Here is an 18725-nt window from a genome sequence, read left to right as displayed (position 1 = left end):
AAGGAGGCAGCCATCGTGGGACGAATGATCCGTAAAATACTCCTGTTTTCTGTGACGGCTTGTCCGATGGGAAGATCCATGCAAACCGTTGTTCAAGAGGTCGGCCGCCAGTTGAATGGGATCGAACATGAGGTAGTGTACGCGGATGTCCAGCATGACCCCACGAATCAATATCGCATCACTCAAAATCCTACTGTCGTATTTTTAGATGAACGGGAGAAAGAATGTAACCGAGTGGTCGGGTTTATAGAAACTCAGGAATTGATTGATCTCATTCGTCGAATGGAAACGGGTGAAGTAATACAACTGGAAAGTGTACCGAATGCGCTTGCAAGTCAGGAAAAATATACTGTTTATCTGTATGACGGGGCCGTACCTGTTCCGGTGGAAACCGTATATAACAATAAAACTGCAGTCGTTACACCTAGAATTACAGCGATACGGCTATTGTTAGAAACGACTGCAGAAGGGTTCATTAATCCTTTTCCGCCTAATTCAGCATTAATGAAAGTCGATTTCACGGACCGCGTCGCCAGTGTGGAAATCCAAGTTGAAGAGCAGGTTTCTTCGATGGAAACGATTAAGATGGAGCAGACTTTGTTATATACGTTGAGGCATTTCGGAATTCAGACCGTTGATCTGCGGCTTTACGCAGAAACGCTTCAATAAGGCAAGGTACGCTCCCTTCGACTAGGCATATGATGGAGTACACTAGTTTGGAGGGATTGAATACCATGTTTCCTCATCCTCAAGGTTTCATGTACCCGGTGTACCCGTACCATCCTTGGCAGCCCTGGCAGCCTCATCACCATTACCGATCCCACACATATTCTCAATACGTACCTAGTTACCCTGTTGCGTACCCGCCCTATTACGGTCATGGGCAGTTTCGTTCTTCGAATGGGATGGAAATTAAGGATTATGGGAAAGAACCATTCGTCGTCAACATTAATCAAGTAACGCAGCAGAACAACACGTTCCGTACTGCTCTATGGACGGGAGGGCATTTTCAAGTCACGGTGATGAGCATTCCGGTCGGAGATGACATAGGATTAGAAGTACATCCTGAAACTGACCAATTCATTCGGATCGAAGAGGGGCAAGGCCGTGTTCAGATGGGGGATTCCAAAGATCATTTAGATTTCGAAGCAGATGCCTACGATGATTTTGCAATTATGGTCCCAGCAGGCAAGTGGCATAACCTAACTAATACGGGGAATACACCCTTAAAGGTATATGTGATTTACGCTCCACCGGAGCATCCGCGCGGGACCGTACACGTAACGAAGGCGGACGCGATGGCATCTCATGGTTGACTTTCAACTGAACAATACCGGTTACCGTAAGTTGGTAACCGGTTTTCTAATGCTTGGCTTCATTAGCCAACATTCCTCGTTTCAATATACGTCTCTAGAGCAGGGTGGAATTCTTTCGTGTAATCCCCATTCGGACAGGTTTTTATAATGTGGGATGAGAAGAACGGCGTTTTACAAACGATCAACGTGCTACCACACTGTGGGCAATGTTCGTGAAAAAATTTATCAAGTAACCGTAGCAAAATTAGCACCCCCAAATCCGATGTGTATACTTGGATTATACAACGAGGAAGCCAATAAGAAAACTACAAGAATATTTACGGATCCGAGTATTTTCTAATGAGCGCGATAAAAGCTCGTACAAGTAAAAAGGTCAGGACCATAAACAAGAATGAGTGGAAAATGTTCCACCAATTGTGGTGATTAATTAATTCTGTGTTTACTTCTGCCCACCACTCAAAAAGGGCGATCGGAATACCATATAGAATGGACTGCAAAATGATTCCTGAAAGGCGGGAGTGTAAGGTCGTTTGATTGAAATATACACAAAGAATGGGAAAGACCATTAAATCAAAGACGATGTGGATCTCAAATACATCCGGTAACAATCGAACCGGGTAAGAGACTAGACCCTCGGCGACAACGAAGGAATCAACGAATCCTGAAAGGAAGGCTTTGAAACAAAAGACAATGACCCAGTCTTTAATCGGCTGTTTCGGCAGCCAGTGAAAAGCAGAAATCACGGATATGAAAACCAAAAACCAAAGAAATATATAACCCCAACCCATAATTAACCTCCAGCGAGTTAATACTTAGATTGTTCCTCAAATTGCGTGGACTAATTCCAATGGAGGTTCATTAATGGTGCAGAGTGTAGAACGGATGTGGAAGAAATGAAGATATATTGGAAAAAGCGATGATAATCTTATCCGGAACTCGTTTTGGTTAAAGCGTTCGACGAAAAGGGAAGTGGATCCATGATAAGAAAATTATTGATTAGATATGTGGTTCACCGGTAATAATGGGAGTAATAAATGACATGGTGAGACCAAATGAATTATAACGAGAACGATGAAAAACACCTGCAAGCCGCGATACGTGCTTTCCCAGTCTTTATTCGCCGGTACTTCGAAGATAATATGCAGTTGGCTGTATCTACTAAGATTTCTTATGCCGAAGATTTTAAGTATTTTTTTGTTTGGTTAGTAAACTCCAAGATATACAAAAACAAAGATGTATCCGACATTTCAATGGATGACATAAATAATTTAGAGGAAAGTCACCTACAAAGTTATCTGTATCATTTACATTTGGAAAAGAAAAAGACTCTACATAGAAAAATCTACGCATTAAGGTCGTTGTTAAAGTACCTACTCTTTACTCAGGGAGAAGATGGAGGGTACCTTCTTAAGAACAACGGTCTAATTAAAGTACTTTCCATACAAAAAGGTAGGAGTACTGTAAGAAATAAGGAGCAAACCATTAAGATACATAGTGAAATGTCTGATTTTGTAGGGTATATATACAGTGGATATGTACCTAAAGATATGAGGGATGCACGATTCTATGAAAAAAATCGGCTACGGGATGCAGCAGTTGTTAGCTTAATCTCAGACTCCGGAATTCGCGCATCAGAGATAATTAAACTTAACATTGATGATATTCAAGTAAATACGAATATCGTTACTGTATGGAGAAGTTCAGATAGAGGAGAGATGCGCCAAGTCGGTTTAATATACGGGGAAATAGCACAGAAGTATATTAAAGAATACCTTGGTTCTTTACGAGTTAAGCTTGATAAAAAAGCACCACTATTTACTTCAAATAGCAATTACGTGTCAGGTAAGAGATTAAGTAGAAGAACCATAGCAAATATAATCACAAAGTATGCAAACGCATATGGCGAACATTTTACAGCTAATAAAATAAGGCAAGGGTTTGTCCTTTCTTATTTAAAGAAAAACACATTATCTATCTCCGAACAACAATTAGGTCTAGCAGTTACAGACTTGATTGGTAAGTATAAAATTATGGTTGAGTAAAAACCGCTGGTGGCGTAAAAAATGCCACCAGCGGTTTTTCGCGTTCATCGGAAAGAGACTATGTTGTTGTCGCTGAACGAATGTATGTTCTATCATCGACAAAAGGGTCAAGTTCTTGTCGCTTAACGGGTCAAGTTCTTGTCGTCCGACATCGTCCGACACTTATCGCCAAAATTAACGGCTCCAATATGGTCCGATAATATATATTATGTAAACTTAAATGCATTTCTTGATACCGAGGCGCTACCCAGCGATCGATATCCACTAAGAGATTCGCCATCTGATACATATATCTCAAAGCGTTATCCATAAATTCATCATTTATTAAAATCATAACGAATTGAAATTATTACGCGAATCCAACCGATAGTCGTTTACAGAAATGAATTTGGTAATACACCATGAGCAATGTAAAAAGAGCAATGTAAAAAGTTTTGCGACGCACATTGTTTGCGACGCACATTGGACGCACATTGATTGAAGAGAACTGTTGATTGAGATTTGTTTAAAGGCCCTTATGGCGGTTTGTATAACAAGCGATCCGTCTTCGCTGCCGGCCACTGACGAGTCGGCCGCCGTCGGTGTCTCGCATCGGATTCCCATTTGCCGTCTACGCGGTGCGGCTGCTGTTCAGGCAACAGTGCTATCACTCGACCCTGGTGTACCGTTCAGGCGACGCATCTTTTCTATGGTGGTTTGAACATTCGAACTTCTTACACGCACCAACCGAAAGCGGTTCAAATTACGGACGGCACATCTTACGCACAAAATACGCATTTTGTGTATTGATTAACTATATTAAAAATGCACAATTAAACCTTTACTACTTTACCCAGGAACGAACATGTGTTCCTATAATATATTTATATGGTTAAATATTAACAAGGTGGTGTTTTGTTGTGAATGTCATTAAAGCGCAAGATTTAAAGTTGTTAGAATGTCGACTCCCTTCCCTGCCGTGGTTTGTAGAACAATTCGTTCAACACAAGCTTGCCGACCTTTCCCCTTCTACGCTGCTCGAATATTCACGGGATTTCGAAATCTTCTTCCGGTGGATGGTTCATGAAGGTCTCTCCCGCTCTCAATCCGTTCAAGAAATTGCATTGTCCGAGCTGGAAGCGCTCACTATCGGCAATATAGACTCTTTCAAGCTGCACTTACAGATCCGCAGTAGCAACTCCCTTACCACCCGTGAACGGAAGCTCGCATCGCTGAAGTCTCTTTTTCATTATTTAAGTCAGATTGCCGAAGACGAACACCGCTACCCTTTGCTGAAGCGAAATGTGATGGCCAAACTTCGTACGCAACGCCTCTCCAGCGCCGCTTTGACAGCAGCAAGGCTGCAAGGCAAAATTCTTGAAGACGACCTGGAAATTCAGGAGTTTTGTTCGTTTATTGAACGAGATTATATCGGGCAAATCGTCGACAACCCTCAAGCGTTGCATTACTACGAGGTCAATAAGACGAGGGACGCGAGCATCGTTACACTCATATTAAGTTCAGGGCTTCGTGTATCTGAAGTCGTAAATCTTAATCTTGAAGATCTTGATCTTACAAAGAAAATAGCCTATGTGTACCGAAAAGGAAGCGAGGACCCCGACCTGAAACAGGGCGTATATTTTTCAGAGTCCGGGAAGGAGGCGATATTACGTTATCTTCATCGACGCGAAGCCCTTTACAGCCCCCAACGTTCGGAAAAAGCCGTATTTCTTACGCTGCCTCGAGGGGAAAATCAGGGCAAACGAATATCCAAACGCGCCATACAACAAATGGTCGGTAAATACGCTAAAGCCTTCGGTAAACCGATGTTATCGGTACATAAATTACGCCACTCTTTCGCCACCAGCTACTACATTAAAAACGATATCTACAAAACGCAGCGACAGCTCGGTCACGCAAGTACGGAAACGACGCAACTGTATGCGCAGCTTACGGACAAAACGATGGAAAACGCGATTAATCGGCTATAAAATTGAAATTTCATCGTTAACGCCCTAGGGAAGGAGTCGAAAGGCTCCTTCCCCGAGCTTCCCTTGGAACACGCCGTCATAACCCTCCCTATGAAAGTTCGGGTTAGTCGATGATTCGCTTTACGGCGAGCCGAAGATCCAACAAATCCCGCTCGACCTCCAAATATTCATTCGTACCGCTTCTGTGTTCGAGAGACCAGCACCCCTTGTAGCCTTGTTGATGTAATAAGCGGACTTTTTGAATCAACTCCGGTCCGGTAAAATCCACGAACGCCCGGTCGAATTGCGCGTGCGCCGTGTAAGGGGCGACGAGCGCGTCACCGATCTCCTTGTCCGTCAGCCAACCGAAAATCGATGTAACCAAGCTTCTAAAATGATTACTGTTTTAGTCGGGGCAGTGAAACTAACAATGGCGGGAGAGCGTCTCGCTGCCAACGATGCGCTCTCCCGGTTGGGGTGGTTTCACACCCCGTACAAAAGAACCAGTTAACACAATTTAGCCCTTAACACTTCCAAGGACTAATCCGGTCGTGAAATATTTCTGGATGAATGGGTAAACGATCAAGACAGGTATTGTTGCAAGGAACAACTGAGCCGCCCGGCCTGTGCGGACATTCATGTAAGCAAGAATCTTAGCTGTGTCGCCCTGTGCCAAACGTATTACCTCTTCAAAATCAATGATCAACGTATGCAAATAAGTCTGCAACGGATATTTTTTGCTGTCTTGCATGTAAATCAATCCACTAAACCAATCGTTCCAGTGAGAAACGACTGAAAACAGACCTACTGTCGCCAACGCTGGAGTCAACAGGGGCAGCATAACACGGAACAAGGTAGCAAACACTCCGGCACCATCGATCATCGCAGCCTGCTCTATTTCTTCCGGCAGTCCTCTCATAAAGTTCATCATGATGATCATGCTGAATATTGGCAGCGCTCCAGGCAGAACCAACGCCCATATACTATTCAAAAGCCCGATTTTTGTAACTAATATATATGTAGGGATCAAACCCCCATTAATTATTATGGTTACGACAAAGTACATCATATATATATTGCGCCCGAAAACCTTGTCCTTGTTCTTTGAGAGAGGATAGGCGGTTATCACAATCAGCGCAAGGTTTACGATCACACCAAGCAACACCCGCCAAATGCTTACCCACAAAGCCGGTAAAAACTTACCGCCCCGGAAGGCGAATTCATACGATACCGTCGTAAATTCAACAGGCCAGAAAACAACCCTGCCAGCTGCAACAGCGGAAGATCCGCTGAATGATATGGCCAAAAGATGAATGAAAGGGATAATACATACAGCAGCTGTAAGAGATAAAAAAATCGTATTAAACACAACAAAAACTGTACGAGACGGTGAACGATAATTCAGCACGACATCCATTCCCCCATTCTCAATATCCTAAGAACCGACTATAATACCCTGTAACCGGCAAGCTTGTCAGCAAGATAATAGGACATCGAAATCATAAAGGCTGCAATCAAGGCCTTGAACATTCCCACCGCCGTACCGACTGAATACTGAGCTTGCTGGATACCTAAGCGGTACACATAGGTGTCAATGATATCACCAGTAGAATACACGATCGGTGAGTATAGGTTGTAGATTTGATCAAAACCAGCGTTCAATATGTTTCCCAGTGATAAAATGGACATGAGAACAATGATAGGCATGATCGAAGGAATGGTGATGTACCATGTCTGTTTCCATCGTTTCGCCCCGTCCACGACAGCTGATTCATATAGACTGGGGTCTATACTAGTCAGTGCCGCCAAGAAAATAACCGTTCCGAAACCAAAGCTTTTCCATATCTCAGAGACAATCATCGTCCATCGAAATGTATGCGGGTCACCTAAAAATGGAATAGGCCCTATATTAAATGAAGACAGGAACGTATTCATGATCCCCTCGCGACTTAGAATATCAATCATAACGCCTGCCAGGATCACCCAAGACAGAAAATAAGGCATATAGATAACGGTTTGAAAAACACGCTTCGCCAAAGCTTTACGCACCTCATTGAGCAGGAGTGAAAACACGACAGGCACAATAATACCGCCTATAATTTGGAACCCAGCTATGAATAAAGTGTTCCAGATGGTCTGTACAAAGTTGGGCTGGCTGAACACACGTACGAAATTGTCAAGACCGACCCAAGGAGACTGAAAGCCCATGGACGGATTGTATCTTTGAAATGCAATGACAAGTCCATATAGAGGGATATAATTGAATATAAATATCACGACAACTGCGGGGATTAACAAAATATGAAATGGCCATTGCTTACGTAATGTAATCAGTAATGATCTCATCGCTGATCCCTCCTAGAATACGGACTTTACAATGTCAGAGATCTCCTTGCACATATGACGCAAGGAGATCTCTGACAGTTTAATGATGTCATTACTTTCCGTACATCTCGTTGACGGCTGCCGTTACTTCGTCACCGCCAGCGCGTCTCCAAGCTTCAATCAAGGTATCGTAATAGCTGATATCTTCCTGACCCATGATTATTTTTGTATAACCCTCAAGCAGCAGGTCATCGAGTGTGGTACCGTAATCAAGCATGACCTGCGGCCTTGCACCCCATACCTTGGTTTTGTTGATCTGTCCATTGTCGACATGAGCGTTTCCTAGGACGAGAGATGCCGTTTCATGACCCATTTGAAGATAACGCCCTAAACCGACCAAATCCCCCTCGTTCTTCCACTTCAAGATTTCATTGTAAAACAATACCGCATTTCCTGATCCAAGATTCTCATTACCTGTAATGACCGAAGAAGATACATCCTTGATGTCTTGATAATGGGCGAACTCAACCTTGAACGGACCGGTGATATGGTGCATGTCATTGGTGTTAAAAGGCAGTACTTCTTCAAGGGTCATGGTTCCGTTGCCAATGGCGTCATCCAGAACATCAATGTATGTGTTTATGAGCTGGACAAGTACCTCAGGGTGTTCATAGCCCTTACGGACAACATTGTATACGGCGTTGCTGAATTCTCTTGGATAAAGGACTTTATTGCCATCTACACTGGGCAGGTTCATAGAAACAAAGTAAGTTCCGTCTCCTGCATTTTTAACCATGTCTTGACCGACTTGCCAGCCAGCCCAGTTTTGCTGTGCATATGTTCCGACCTTTCCGTTATATGCATCCCGCAGCATGGCAGAGCTGTCCATCGTGGCAAAGTCCTTATTGATATAGCCGTTTTTATACCATTCAGCCCATTTGGCAAGCGCATTTTTCGTTTCGGGCAACGTTGCACCATAGACGATTGTACCGTCAGGACCATCCACCCAGATCTTGGGGTAAGCGTGGAATGCACTCGCCATTTCGAAGAATTGAGTGAGGGTTTTATCGAGCATGGTACCGAATGCAGCACCATTATTCGTCTTAAACGCCTCCATCATTTTCTCATAATCCGCAATCGTTTTGACTTCTTTGATGCCGTTTGCTTCTAACCAGTCTTTCCTTGCCCATAGGAACGAAGTGGAAGTTTCATCACCATAGTGCAGTCTAGGAATAGCATATAGCTTCCCATCCTTCATAGCCGTGTCAACGATGTCCTGGTTTGGTTCAATCATATCTAGAAGAGATGGTGAGGCATATTGCTTGTAAACATCCGTTAAATCCTCAAGCATCCCGGCTTCCATAAGCTGGTTTAGTTGCACTATATTAACTGTGAACATATCTGGCAATTCACCGGATGCAATCGCAAGGTTGAGCTTTGTGTCGTACTCAGTCGTGATCCAATCCACTACTACCTCAACGTTGTGTCTTTCCTTGAACAATTTGGTCCAAAGATTATTGGTGTAATCCTCGCCTTCTGCGAACTTCGCGTTTACAAGCTCAGGAAGTCCCACTCTAACCTTGATGGGTTCTTGTTGCGTAGCATCCTTGGGTTGTTGCGTAGGATCCTTGGATTCCTCAGTGGCAGGGGCAGAGGTTGTACATGCTGCCAATGTTATGACAAGGGCAATAGTCAGTACAATACTAAGTACACGTTTGTACATTCTTCTTCCTCCTTTACTTGACTCTTGCAGCGAGAAAATCGCTTGTAATCGCAAAGGATTCCACATCATCGCCGCACTCAAAACGAATCGTAAGATTTGTCCTGCAGGCATTAAATTAAGATTATTAATGATGTAATCGCTTTCAGTTGATCGTAAACTTACGGTCGTTAACGTCAAACCGAAACTGCTTGGTGTCAATAGGACCAACGTCAATGACCAAGCCTATCACGTTTCGAATAAGGATTACCTGTGTGTGTACATCTATGAGTGTAAGTGTATGTGTAAGTGTATGTGTAAGTGTATGTGTATGTGCGTGTGTGGGGTAGAACATCTGGAGAAGGAAGGCGTCACGATCACGATGGACGGCAAAGGCCGGGCAACCGACAACAGTCGGGCTGAGCGATTCTTCCGCTCAATCAAGTATGAATGCATCTACATCAACGATTTCGAAGACCCTAGAGCGCTGCGTACAGGGCTGGTGAACTCTGTCCAATTTTACATTGAGGAGCGCCCCCGCCAGTCGCTGGGAGAAGCAAGTCCAGTCCAGTTCTTCTCGCATCCAATCAAGCCAATCGCATCCTAATCACCGAACGGAGGACATAACTTATTTTTCAAAAATAACGTATCTTGACATTGGGAAGCATTACACTAGTCTGTGCCCCCATTATTAATAGCTCCTCCCCTCATTGTCTAAGATGATTACGTTCTTGTAAGAGTTATTATAAAAGCGTTTCCCTCGGAAAGTATTTAGCACGAATCATCATTATGGTTGCCAAAATCGGGATTTCTGCTTATGCTTGGAAGACAACATTCAAGGAGGATACGTTATGGGTGAAAAACCGTTGTTTTTTATGAATCCCAATGAGGCGATCGAGCCGCTGCAGGACGTTTACTTTCCCCCGTACATTACACTGGCTCACCTGTTTAACGCTCCCGAGGGATGGGCGATTCGCAAGCGTGTCCTTCACCAATACCAACTGCAGTATGTAATGAACGGCGTCGCAGATTATCGGATCGGGGACATCACGTACGAGACTAAGAGAGGCGACCTTCTGTTCCATCGTCCGGGGGAGGAACACGACGTCACGACTCGCCCAGGGAAGCCGTACGCTTGCTTATCCATCGTGTTCCACTTCGGTGAGACGGTCTTCCCTATGGAAGAGTTGCTGCCTAAAGCTCATGCCATGGGTAATTTTATAGGCACGGAACTGGAAAAGAAGCTATCCGAACTGGTCGTCAGCTATAAGCTTCCGGGGCTTGTCAATCAGTTCCAATCGCAGTCGCTGCTTGTCGACATCTTGCTCCAGCTGAGCTTAGGGCTTCGTGAACGCGCGGACTCGTCCTCCACGCCAAGCCAAAGAAACAACCATGCCCGCATGGTTCTGATTCGCAATTACATCGTGGAGAAGTACCGGAACAACGTCCAGATCGGCGACCTTGAGAAGCTTTCGGGACTCAGCCGCGATTATATGATCGAACAGTTCAAGCGTACGTTCGGGATGACGCCGATCCAGTATTTAATCCATGTTAGGGTGGAGAAGGCGAAGGAGCTTGCCCTGCAGGGCGGTTTGACGGTCGGCGAGATCGCGGAGCGCGTAGGTTACGCGGATGTGCATACATTCGGGAAAATGTTCAAAAAGAAAACCGGCTACAGCTTGAGCCGATTTTGTGCATCGTTGTTTACTGTGTCTTCCCACAAAGAGCAGGATAACTCCTTGCCCTGGTAGCGGGTCTGGAGATAGGAGAAAAAGCCGTCTCCAGATAGAAATAACTTCTACAAGAACTGCCGAAAGCGCCGTCTATATGCCGTTGGGCTGACCCCGAACTGCGCAGAGAATTGACGCGAGAAATAATAAGCTGAATCGAAACCGACTTCATCTGCGATTTCGTTAATTCGTAAGGTTGTGAACTCTAACAGTCTTGCGGCTTTCGCAAGCCTCATTTTCCTAAGCCTCTCCGTTATTGTATCACCTGTTTGCTCTTTCATGAGATGGCAGAACCGGGACTCCGATAATCCTGCCATCGCCGCCAAGTCCGAAAGGCGATGCCTGCGGTTCAAATGCTGGGAGCAATATTGAAGCACTTGTGTAATCCTCCCATCCATCTCAAATCCCTTCTTCTGTTCTGCAACGCCGTGATTCAACAGCACGAGCACTTCCGCTAGCGCTAGTTTGGCCAACTCCTGGAAAGCCAGTTCGGGCATGGCCGCGTCACGAATCATCCGCTGGAACGCACGTTCAATTCGAATGCGTACATCTTCTTTCCGTGTACTTATACAAATTAGGCGTTCCTCCGTCCTTGGCAAATCCAGCCAAGGGCTCCATTCCGGCAACGGCATGAAATGCGCCCACAAAATTTCCCACTCTTCGCCTTCATTCGCCGCATAATGATGCGGGATACCGGGCGACAGAATCACAACATCACCGCGGACGCATGTGTGCACTTCTCGCTCTACGCGAAAGGAGCCACTGCCCGAAACCGTATATATGATCAGCCAATCCTTCGTGCCACGGGTGCGATGTCCTTGAAAACCGTAGGACTGGGTAAAATGATCCGCCAGCAGCACGCCGACCGTGGGTGATTCCGTCTCCATATCGAACCGAAACAAGTGCTCGTTCAGCAGCAACGCCTCCTCCCAGCTGACAGCAACATTGTGCATCCTTTTAACAAACGCATCCATTCAACTCGCAAACCGCTCCTTATATAATCTATATCATACCATATATGGAAAGGATGTCTTGCGAATGCCATCCGAATCAACAAAATTTCTCCTGACGCCGGAATTGAAGAGTCAGTTTACGGAAGAAGGCTACATCGTGATTCGAGGCTTGTTTACCAGTGAGGAGGTGCGAGAAATTCGGGAGACGTTCATGGAAATAGCAAAGAATGGAACACTACCGGGCTACTTCGAGCCGGTCTCCGAAGAGGAAGCTAATGGGGAGCCCTTGCTTATATATCCGCGAATCTTGTATCCGCATCGAATCATCGATGTAGCAAGAAAGTATATGATTGATTCCCGTGTGATGGATGTGCTGGCCGAAATGTTCGGCGAAGAAGCGCTTGCCGCACAGAGCATGTTTTACTATAAACCCCCGGGCTCCAGAGGCCAGGCGCTGCATCAGGATAATTACTACTTGCGGGTGGAGCCGGGTACATGCATTGCTGCTTGGACGGCGATCGACGACACGGATCAAGGGAACGGCGGTCTGGTCGTCGTCCCGAAAACCCAGCATCTTGATATTCAATGTCCTCATGAGGCGGATCGCACCGAATCTTACTTCCGCGATGAAGTCGATTTGCCGGAGGGCAGCCGGATCGTACCGGCGGACATGAAGGCCGGCGATGTTCTGTTCTTCAACGGCAGCACTATTCACGGTTCCTATCCGAACCGATCGGCGGACCGTTTCCGCCGCTCCTTCATCTGCCATTATGTGGGTGCCTCAACACTCAAGCTTGGCCATCACATTCATGATGATCTCCATAACCGGCATGGGGAAATTATTACCGTCGCAACGAATAAGGGTGGCGACCCTTGCGGAGTCGAATTCGAAGGTGCGCCGCATTAAATAAAGACGCAACAATCGACAAACCCGCCGCCGTTCGCGGCAAGCGGGTTTGTCGCAGCGTTACTTATAAGCTACGAAGCTGTCTGGATCAAGAAGCTCCCAATGTGCCGGCGGTTCGCCGAAATCCGGAATCTCTAACAGCTCGCCGTCGCGCTTTGACGATTCATGAGCGATCAGCCCGGGAACGAGATAGTCCGCCGCTCGCCACGCGTGATTCGGCGGAAGCTTACCGGTCTGAACCGCCTTACAAAAGTCATCGGCCAGGAATTGATGGGATCCGAAGTGTCCGTTCGGCAAACCCTTGAATGACTGCGGTAGGCGGAAGCTATGGTGAACCTTTGCCAATGACGCATTAAAATCATGCTTTAGCGTCTCGTGAATGTCGCCTTCGTCTAGACGGACGTATCTGTCCTTACAGTGAAGTTCATTCGTTATATCCTCGACAGCTCCCCATTGCAAGCTGGACCATGCCGAACCCCCGGCGTGCTCCTCGAAGCTGCCGCTTGTACCAAACATGCTCATGTACACGCTGTTAGGACCGCCCCAGCCTGCTCGGCGGAACTCATTAATACGCATCATGCCGCCGTCGGAGGTACGCATCAACGCGCTTTCGTTGCTGAATTTATTATTCCAGAGATTTGCGCCTTCGCGAAAAATACCGTCTTCATGCTTATCTACAAAGCCGAAGGCGGACACCTTCGTTGCTTTCGCTCCGGTAACGGAAAGAATCATGCTTACCGAGTGGGTCGGATATAACATCGGAGGAATTCCCGCAACCTTCTTCCATTCCGCGCCGCCGGAATATTTGAACGCGTCGTAGAAACCGTGGAGCATATCGTGAATATACTGCGCTTCCCCATAAACGAAATCCCCGAATACCCCCGACTTAAACCTGTCTCGGCAGAGCACTGTGCTGGGATAATAATAGCTGGTTTCACCTGTCATATAGATGAGGCCGCTTCGATTGACTTCTTCCAAAATACCTTCGATTTCTTCAAGAGACTGCGCAGCAGGCACGGCTGAATATACGTGTTTTCCCGCTTGCAGCGCCTTGATTGTCTGTGGGCCGTGCAGATGGCGCTGCGTAAACAGGGCCACCGCATCGACATCGCTCTCAAGCAATGCATCGAATGAATCATATACACGTTCTATATTGAACACCTTAGCATATTTCTCGCGGCGATCCGATTTCATTTCCGCCAATGCGACCTCGTCGATATACGGATGCGCTTGGAAGAGCGGAATAAAGCATCTCGAAAATTGCCCAGCGCCGACGACACCCAGTTTGAAGCCCATAGGAATCCTCCCTTAGTAACTTAGTTTAGAAGCCTGTGATGCGTTACCGTCACTTACAAGATTCTTTATCGCTTCTTCTATAGGTAGTTCTCCGTCGAATGAAACGCGTATATTTTTTCCACACAACCATGACCTAATAATCCCACTTCGGAGGAGAAGGATCACCGTGCTTGCTTGTAGCCCAGCATACGCGTCCCACGCCTTCCTCCTCTTTCATAAGGCGATATAGACATTGCCGCCCTCCACTTTCACTTGGTATGTCTGTAAATCTACGCAAACAGGCTTTCGCTTTGCCCGTCCCGTTGTATAGTCGAATCGACCGTTATGCTTCGGGCATTCGATGAGGTGTCCCATTACAAGCCCGTCAGCAAGGTGAACTCTTTCATGAGTGCAATATCCGTCCGTTGCGTAGTATTCGTTATCCACAGTGCGGTACACCGAGAACGTTCGATCGCCGTAATCGAACCGCACGACGTCTTCCGCGTCGATCTCGTCTGCGCCACAGGCCAGCACCCAAGTGTTCTTTTCGGTCACTCCCGTCCCCTCCTTCAAAGATTTATCCGGCCTTCATATATTTATTTATTTTGCTTCGAACGTAAGGGTTTTCGGGGAGTCCGGCCATATAAGGACGCGCCGTGTCAGGAAGCGGCCGAACGATCGTATACGACGGATCATTCCGCTGCTTGAGGAGCGCGTCGATGACTTCTCTCAACGCTGCGAACAGCCCAGGCGAGGGCACCGGCGTATCGCCTTTCATCTCTTGGTGCAACGCCGGCAGAGCATGGTATGGAACCATAGGGAACATATGGTGTTCAATGTGATAATTCATGTTCCAATACAGAAACCGTAATACAGGATTCAAGTACATCGTGCGCGAATTCAGGCGGTGATCGAGCACGTCATCGAACAAGCCGAGGTGCTGCGTCATGCCAAACAATAACACCAATGCATTGCCGTAAAACGTAGGCAGGACGACGAGCATCATCGGAAGCAGGCTACCGACGTAAAAGGAAGCCGCAACGGTTCCCACGAGAATTAGCATGTACACCCGCGCTTCCCAAAATGTCTTTCGATACTCGGACACCGGAATATACTGCGACTCATGCTGTTCTATGCGCCCGAAGGAATGAAGAAGAAATCGCTTAAGCTCTACCGGTCCGCCGTAAAGATGGAACAATTGCATCGCAATGATTTTCCAAATCGGCGGCCGCTCAGTTAATATTTCTGGATCGCGGCCTACGATATATGTGTCGCTGTGATGTCTGGAGTGGCTCCAGCGCCAAGGTGTCGCCGAGCGAAATACCATGAACGATGCGATCTGATAGACGGCTTCGTTCATCCACGCTGTCTTAAAAGCCGTCCCATGGCCGCATTCGTGCCAACGGGAGTCTCCCGGTGTCGCATATAATATGCCGTATATCGCAAATATCGGCACCGACCACCAGGTTCCCCATGACCACACGGCAAGTGCGCCGAATCCGATCAACAACCCAAACCAAATGAGCGTGTCCCGAATAGCTGGGCCGTCCTTGCGCTTCATCAATTCCTTCATCCGTTGTCTCGGAATTGACGTCGTATACCATTGCGCCGAGACAAGTCCTCTTTCTTCGGCTCTCTTCCCTTCCAGACCCGTCAAACTGTAGTCCCGTTTTCCAGACTGCGCCCCCATTTTTATTAGCTCCTCCCCTCATCATCTTAGATTATTACGTCCTTGTTAGAGTTATTATAAAAGCGTTTCCCTCGGAAAGTATTTAGCACGAATCATCATTCTGGTTGCCAAAGTCGGGGTTTCTGCTTATGCTTGGAGGACTTCAATCAAGGAGGATACGTTTTGGGTGAAAAACCGTTGTTTTTATGAATCCCAATGAGGCGATCGAGCCGTTGCAGGACGTTTACTTTTTTCGTGGAGCAGTACCGGAGCAACGTCCAGATCGGCGACCTAGAGAAGCTTTCGGGCCTCAGCCGCAATTACATGATCGAACAGTTCAAGCGTACGTTCGGGATGACGCCAATCCAGTATTTAATCCATGTCCGGGTGGAGAAGGCGAAGGAGCTTGCCCTGCAGGGCGGTTTGACGGTCGGCGAGATCGCGGAGCGCGTAGGATACGCAGATGTGCATACATTCGGGAAAATGTTCAAAAAGAAAACCGGCTACAGCTTGAGCCGGTTTTGTGCATCGTTGTTTACTGTGTCTACCCACAAAGAGCAGGATAACTCCTTGCCCTGGTAGCGGGTCCGGAGGTACGAGAAAAAATTTCTGTCGTAAAAAGTGCGGATCAATCGATGGTATTTAAAGATCTCGTAGAAAATGTCGGGCTGCAGCGGCGCTTTGTCCAACGCGGAAATATTTTGGTCCGCGTAAGAAGGACCATGCATCGAGACGAGCGCCGTTGTGATGCCAGGATGGTACTTGATCGCAAGCTCTACTAGGCTATCCGTATACTCCGGGATGAACCTTCGCAGCCGATCTACACTTCGATGAGCATCTCGCGGGCACGGCTTCGAAGACGACTTGCGGTAATCGTCGTCCTCGAATGTTCCTCCGGCGTTAGTAAATCCGGTCAATCCACCTTCATCCAGTATACGCCGAGCGAAATGAGGTATATTGCACCACGTTCCCTCCAATAAACAGAATAGATTTCCATTGTAGCGTTTTCGAATAGGATTTATGTAGACACTATACGCAATTTGGTTGCCAAAAGAGGGGGGTTGTTGCCGACGTGCGATTTCGCTAGAATCGAGGCAAACGTTCGGGATGGTGAAGGCATGTCATCTAATCTTTTCAATGAGCACGGTTTGCGCGATAAAATCATTGATATGAGACAGCTCTGCGGTATCAAAGAATACACGTTGGAAAACGGTCCGAGTGAAGGGGTGAAGGTTGCTGAGTTCTATAACGGCTCGGGGCTTACCTTTTCTGTGCTTAAAAATCGCGGGCTCGACATTGCGGATACCTTTTTCAAAGGAATACCATTGCATTTCCGCTCCTTCGGCGGGATCACTGCTCCATCCGAAAGTTATAGCCGGGGATCGGAGTTTTTGAGGTCCTTCTATGGCGGGCTGCTGGTCACTTGCGGCGTCACGTACACCGGCCGGCCGAACGTCGACGCCGGCGAGGAGTTAAGCCTGCATGGACGCTTTTCCAACCTTCGGGCGACCGTCAACCGCGTTTGTGGGGGCGAATGGAAGGCTGGGCGGTATGAGTTGGAAATTGAAGGCGAAGTGCGTGAAACCGCCTTGTTCGGCCCGAATGTAAGCCTGAGGCGCTTAATTCGGACTTCGCTCGGTTCGCCGACGATCGAGCTGAAGGACATATTTACGAATCATCATAACGTGGTTACACCTCACGCGATGCTGTATCACTTCACCTTCGGTTATCCACTCGTGGACGAAGGGGCGAAGCTCATCTATCGCGCAACCACCGTATCCGGATTGTCCGACAATGTACGGAATCACCACGCGGAGGACATGCGTCGCATTCCGGCACCGTTGGAGATTCATGATGGCGCGTCCCAGGATTTCCTATATATCGATGTGAAGGAAAATGAGGACGGGCTGGCACAGGTCGGGATCGTGAACCGCAAGCTGGGTCTCGGCGTAAAACTGGAATATCCGAAAGCGGCGCTGCCAAGGCTCGGTAATTGGCTGCACTTCGGGCATGGCGAATACGTAACGGCGTTCGAGCCGATGAACGGTGGCGTTGAAGGCCGGTCGAAGGACCGGGAGCTCGGCTGGCTTGAGGAGATCGCTCCGGGTGAAACGAAGGAATATACCCTTCGGTTTACCGTCTTAACAACGCCAGAGGAACTAGATTACTTCGAATCCGATGCACCCGACTGAAGAATCAGCATGGGGCTTTCAAGATTGCAAATATTCGTGGGCTAAAATAAGAAAGACGCTGGATGACATGGTAGGTATCGCGTACCCCGATAATGCATTTCCGCGGCGAGTCGGTCCCTCCCTCACTGCGTAGTAAATCGACGATGAGCAGAGTAAACGGTGCCCATACGGGGCCGGCCAGTAACCGTTTGGTGTGTACATGGGACTCTTCGGGCTTATCTCAAGGGGGGTCCCTATTGCCGTAGATCAACGGCGACCCCAAGGTTTTGACTAAATAATATGTTGGAAATAATAATTATCGTACCGACCGATAACTCCCAGGGTCGCGTCCCATAATTCCCAGTGCCGGTACGATAATTATGTCAACGATACGATAACTGGCCAAACTGCCAAACAGAATATATATTATGTAAACTAATTAGAAAGTGAGTCGTACCAATAACTGGCGGTTCGTAGTTCTGATAATAAACAATATCATCCCTGCTGGTTCAGGAACGATAGTCATCTCGAGTCCAAAGTCAGAATCGAATCGTACTCTTCCCCAATTTCCGCCAAGGGGATAACTCTCAACGAGAGCCCTCCTATGATACGTTAATCTGTACTTTTAGGATTACCATGCTAGTGTATCCTCGACTATATTTTTACATTGGGTACTTTGCTACAGACCC

The 18725-nt window shown here is 47.1% G+C and carries 19 protein-coding genes; 9 read left to right on the top strand and 10 right to left on the bottom strand.

Features of this window, described 5'->3' with window-relative positions; all coding sequences use genetic code 11:
* Positions 1 to 15 precede the first annotated feature (15 nt).
* Together FE782_RS09315 and FE782_RS09310 are read left to right on the top strand one after the other, a co-directional pair.
* The gene (locus FE782_RS09315; RefSeq protein ID WP_138193799.1) at positions 16 to 669 is read left to right on the top strand and encodes a hypothetical protein; all 654 of its coding nucleotides are present in this window, start codon (positions 16 to 18) and stop codon (positions 667 to 669) included.
* Positions 670 to 734: 65 nt separating this feature from the next.
* Complete coding sequence (locus FE782_RS09310) at positions 735 to 1316, top strand: cupin domain-containing protein (RefSeq protein ID WP_138193847.1); 582 nt, start codon at positions 735 to 737, stop codon at positions 1314 to 1316.
* 317 nt (positions 1317 to 1633) lie between these two features.
* On the opposite strand, the gene FE782_RS09300 is transcribed toward FE782_RS09310, so the two are convergent.
* The gene (locus tag FE782_RS09300) at positions 1634 to 2104 is read right to left on the bottom strand and encodes a CBO0543 family protein (RefSeq protein WP_138193797.1); all 471 of its coding nucleotides are present in this window, start codon (positions 2102 to 2104) and stop codon (positions 1634 to 1636) included.
* Between the two features lie 264 nt (positions 2105 to 2368).
* Here FE782_RS09300 and FE782_RS09295 point away from each other — a divergent pair, with 264 nt between their 5' ends.
* Both FE782_RS09295 and xerS read left to right on the top strand, forming a co-directional pair.
* Complete coding sequence (locus FE782_RS09295; RefSeq protein WP_138193796.1) at positions 2369 to 3358, top strand: tyrosine-type recombinase/integrase; 990 nt, start codon at positions 2369 to 2371, stop codon at positions 3356 to 3358.
* Positions 3359 to 4257: 899 nt separating this feature from the next.
* Positions 4258 to 5328 (top strand): tyrosine recombinase XerS, encoded by a 1071-nt coding sequence (xerS, locus tag FE782_RS09290; protein ID WP_138193795.1) that lies wholly within the window; start codon positions 4258 to 4260, stop codon positions 5326 to 5328.
* Positions 5329 to 5431: 103 nt separating this feature from the next.
* On the opposite strand, the gene FE782_RS09285 is transcribed toward xerS, so the two are convergent.
* The 4 genes from FE782_RS09285 to FE782_RS09270 form a co-directional block, all read right to left on the bottom strand.
* A complete protein-coding gene (locus FE782_RS09285; protein ID WP_138193794.1) occupies positions 5432 to 5692 on the bottom strand; it encodes a hypothetical protein in 261 nt (86 codons plus the stop codon).
* A gap of 132 nt (positions 5693 to 5824) precedes the next feature.
* On the bottom strand, positions 5825 to 6724 hold the full coding sequence (locus FE782_RS09280) for a carbohydrate ABC transporter permease (RefSeq protein ID WP_202914501.1): 900 nt from the start codon (positions 6722 to 6724) through the stop codon (positions 5825 to 5827).
* A gap of 29 nt (positions 6725 to 6753) precedes the next feature.
* On the bottom strand, positions 6754 to 7653 hold the full coding sequence (locus FE782_RS09275; protein WP_138193793.1) for an ABC transporter permease: 900 nt from the start codon (positions 7651 to 7653) through the stop codon (positions 6754 to 6756).
* Between the two features lie 91 nt (positions 7654 to 7744).
* Positions 7745 to 9355 (bottom strand): extracellular solute-binding protein, encoded by a 1611-nt coding sequence (locus FE782_RS09270; RefSeq protein WP_158299321.1) that lies wholly within the window; start codon positions 9353 to 9355, stop codon positions 7745 to 7747.
* 277 nt (positions 9356 to 9632) lie between these two features.
* Here FE782_RS09270 and FE782_RS33280 point away from each other — a divergent pair, with 277 nt between their 5' ends.
* The gene (locus FE782_RS33280; protein ID WP_369127158.1) at positions 9633 to 9938 is read left to right on the top strand and encodes an integrase core domain-containing protein; all 306 of its coding nucleotides are present in this window, start codon (positions 9633 to 9635) and stop codon (positions 9936 to 9938) included.
* A 244-nt stretch (positions 9939 to 10182) separates the two neighbouring features.
* Positions 10183 to 11082, top strand: coding sequence for a helix-turn-helix domain-containing protein (locus tag FE782_RS09260; protein WP_138193790.1), 900 nt, complete (start codon positions 10183 to 10185; stop codon positions 11080 to 11082).
* Positions 11083 to 11129: 47 nt separating this feature from the next.
* Here the strand turns inward: FE782_RS09260 and FE782_RS09255 are convergent, their stop codons facing one another.
* On the bottom strand, positions 11130 to 12035 hold the full coding sequence (locus FE782_RS09255; RefSeq protein ID WP_138193789.1) for a helix-turn-helix domain-containing protein: 906 nt from the start codon (positions 12033 to 12035) through the stop codon (positions 11130 to 11132).
* 64 nt (positions 12036 to 12099) lie between these two features.
* Between FE782_RS09255 and FE782_RS09250 the strand changes: the two genes are divergently transcribed.
* Positions 12100 to 12921, top strand: a complete 822-nt coding sequence (locus tag FE782_RS09250; protein ID WP_138193788.1) for a phytanoyl-CoA dioxygenase family protein — start codon at positions 12100 to 12102, stop codon at positions 12919 to 12921.
* A 60-nt stretch (positions 12922 to 12981) separates the two neighbouring features.
* Here FE782_RS09250 and FE782_RS09245 read toward each other — a convergent pair whose 3' ends face one another.
* The 3 genes from FE782_RS09245 to FE782_RS09235 all read right to left on the bottom strand — a co-directional run bounded on the left by FE782_RS09245 (position 12982) and on the right by FE782_RS09235 (position 15886).
* Entirely contained in the window at positions 12982 to 14217 is a 1236-nt protein-coding gene (locus FE782_RS09245; protein WP_138193787.1) for a Gfo/Idh/MocA family protein, read from the bottom strand.
* Positions 14218 to 14430: 213 nt separating this feature from the next.
* Positions 14431 to 14751, bottom strand: coding sequence for a MocE family 2Fe-2S type ferredoxin (locus FE782_RS09240; RefSeq protein WP_138193786.1), 321 nt, complete (start codon positions 14749 to 14751; stop codon positions 14431 to 14433).
* Positions 14752 to 14773: 22 nt separating this feature from the next.
* A complete protein-coding gene (locus tag FE782_RS09235) occupies positions 14774 to 15886 on the bottom strand; it encodes a fatty acid desaturase family protein (protein ID WP_138193785.1) in 1113 nt (370 codons plus the stop codon).
* A 234-nt stretch (positions 15887 to 16120) separates the two neighbouring features.
* On the opposite strand from FE782_RS09235, the gene FE782_RS09230 reads away from it, so the two are divergent.
* Positions 16121 to 16447, top strand: coding sequence for a helix-turn-helix domain-containing protein (locus tag FE782_RS09230; RefSeq protein ID WP_238392399.1), 327 nt, complete (start codon positions 16121 to 16123; stop codon positions 16445 to 16447).
* Here FE782_RS09230 and FE782_RS33275 read toward each other — a convergent pair.
* Positions 16369 to 16944, bottom strand: coding sequence for an aldo/keto reductase (locus tag FE782_RS33275; RefSeq protein WP_369127157.1), 576 nt, complete (start codon positions 16942 to 16944; stop codon positions 16369 to 16371). The two genes, FE782_RS09230 and FE782_RS33275, sit on opposite strands and share 79 nt — an antisense overlap.
* A gap of 39 nt (positions 16945 to 16983) precedes the next feature.
* On the opposite strand from FE782_RS33275, the gene FE782_RS09225 reads away from it, so the two are divergent.
* Positions 16984 to 18057 carry a DUF4432 family protein gene (locus tag FE782_RS09225; RefSeq protein WP_138193783.1) on the top strand — a complete coding sequence of 358 codons (1074 nt, stop codon included), beginning with the start codon at positions 16984 to 16986 and terminating at the stop codon, positions 18055 to 18057.
* The last annotated feature ends 668 nt before the right edge of the window (positions 18058 to 18725 follow it).

It is taken from the genome of Paenibacillus antri (assembly GCF_005765165.1).
Lineage (GTDB): Bacteria > Bacillota > Bacilli > Paenibacillales > YIM-B00363 > Paenibacillus_AE > Paenibacillus_AE antri.
The sequence above is the reverse complement of the archived record's forward strand: the minus strand, read 5'-3'. Positions and strand labels throughout refer to the sequence as shown.

Excerpts from the sequence above, each read along its gene's own strand:
- FE782_RS09310 (WP_138193847.1), top strand. The coding sequence starts at position 735 with ATGTTTCCTCATCCTCAAGGTTTCATGTACCCGGTGTACCCGTACCAT.
- FE782_RS09300 (WP_138193797.1), bottom strand. The coding sequence starts at position 2,104 with ATGGGTTGGGGTTATATATTTCTTTGGTTTTTGGTTTTCATATCCGTG.
- FE782_RS09295 (WP_138193796.1), top strand. The coding sequence starts at position 2,369 with ATGAATTATAACGAGAACGATGAAAAACACCTGCAAGCCGCGATACGT.
- FE782_RS09280 (WP_202914501.1), bottom strand. The coding sequence starts at position 6,724 with ATGGATGTCGTGCTGAATTATCGTTCACCGTCTCGTACAGTTTTTGTT.
- FE782_RS09275 (WP_138193793.1), bottom strand. The coding sequence starts at position 7,653 with ATGAGATCATTACTGATTACATTACGTAAGCAATGGCCATTTCATATT.
- FE782_RS09270 (WP_158299321.1), bottom strand. The coding sequence starts at position 9,355 with ATGTACAAACGTGTACTTAGTATTGTACTGACTATTGCCCTTGTCATA.
- FE782_RS33280 (WP_369127158.1), top strand. The coding sequence starts at position 9,633 with ATGTGTAAGTGTATGTGTAAGTGTATGTGTATGTGCGTGTGTGGGGTA.
- FE782_RS09260 (WP_138193790.1), top strand. The coding sequence starts at position 10,183 with ATGGGTGAAAAACCGTTGTTTTTTATGAATCCCAATGAGGCGATCGAG.
- FE782_RS09255 (WP_138193789.1), bottom strand. The coding sequence starts at position 12,035 with ATGGATGCGTTTGTTAAAAGGATGCACAATGTTGCTGTCAGCTGGGAG.
- FE782_RS09250 (WP_138193788.1), top strand. The coding sequence starts at position 12,100 with ATGCCATCCGAATCAACAAAATTTCTCCTGACGCCGGAATTGAAGAGT.
- FE782_RS09245 (WP_138193787.1), bottom strand. The coding sequence starts at position 14,217 with ATGGGCTTCAAACTGGGTGTCGTCGGCGCTGGGCAATTTTCGAGATGC.
- FE782_RS09235 (WP_138193785.1), bottom strand. The coding sequence starts at position 15,886 with ATGGGGGCGCAGTCTGGAAAACGGGACTACAGTTTGACGGGTCTGGAA.
- FE782_RS09225 (WP_138193783.1), top strand. The coding sequence starts at position 16,984 with ATGTCATCTAATCTTTTCAATGAGCACGGTTTGCGCGATAAAATCATT.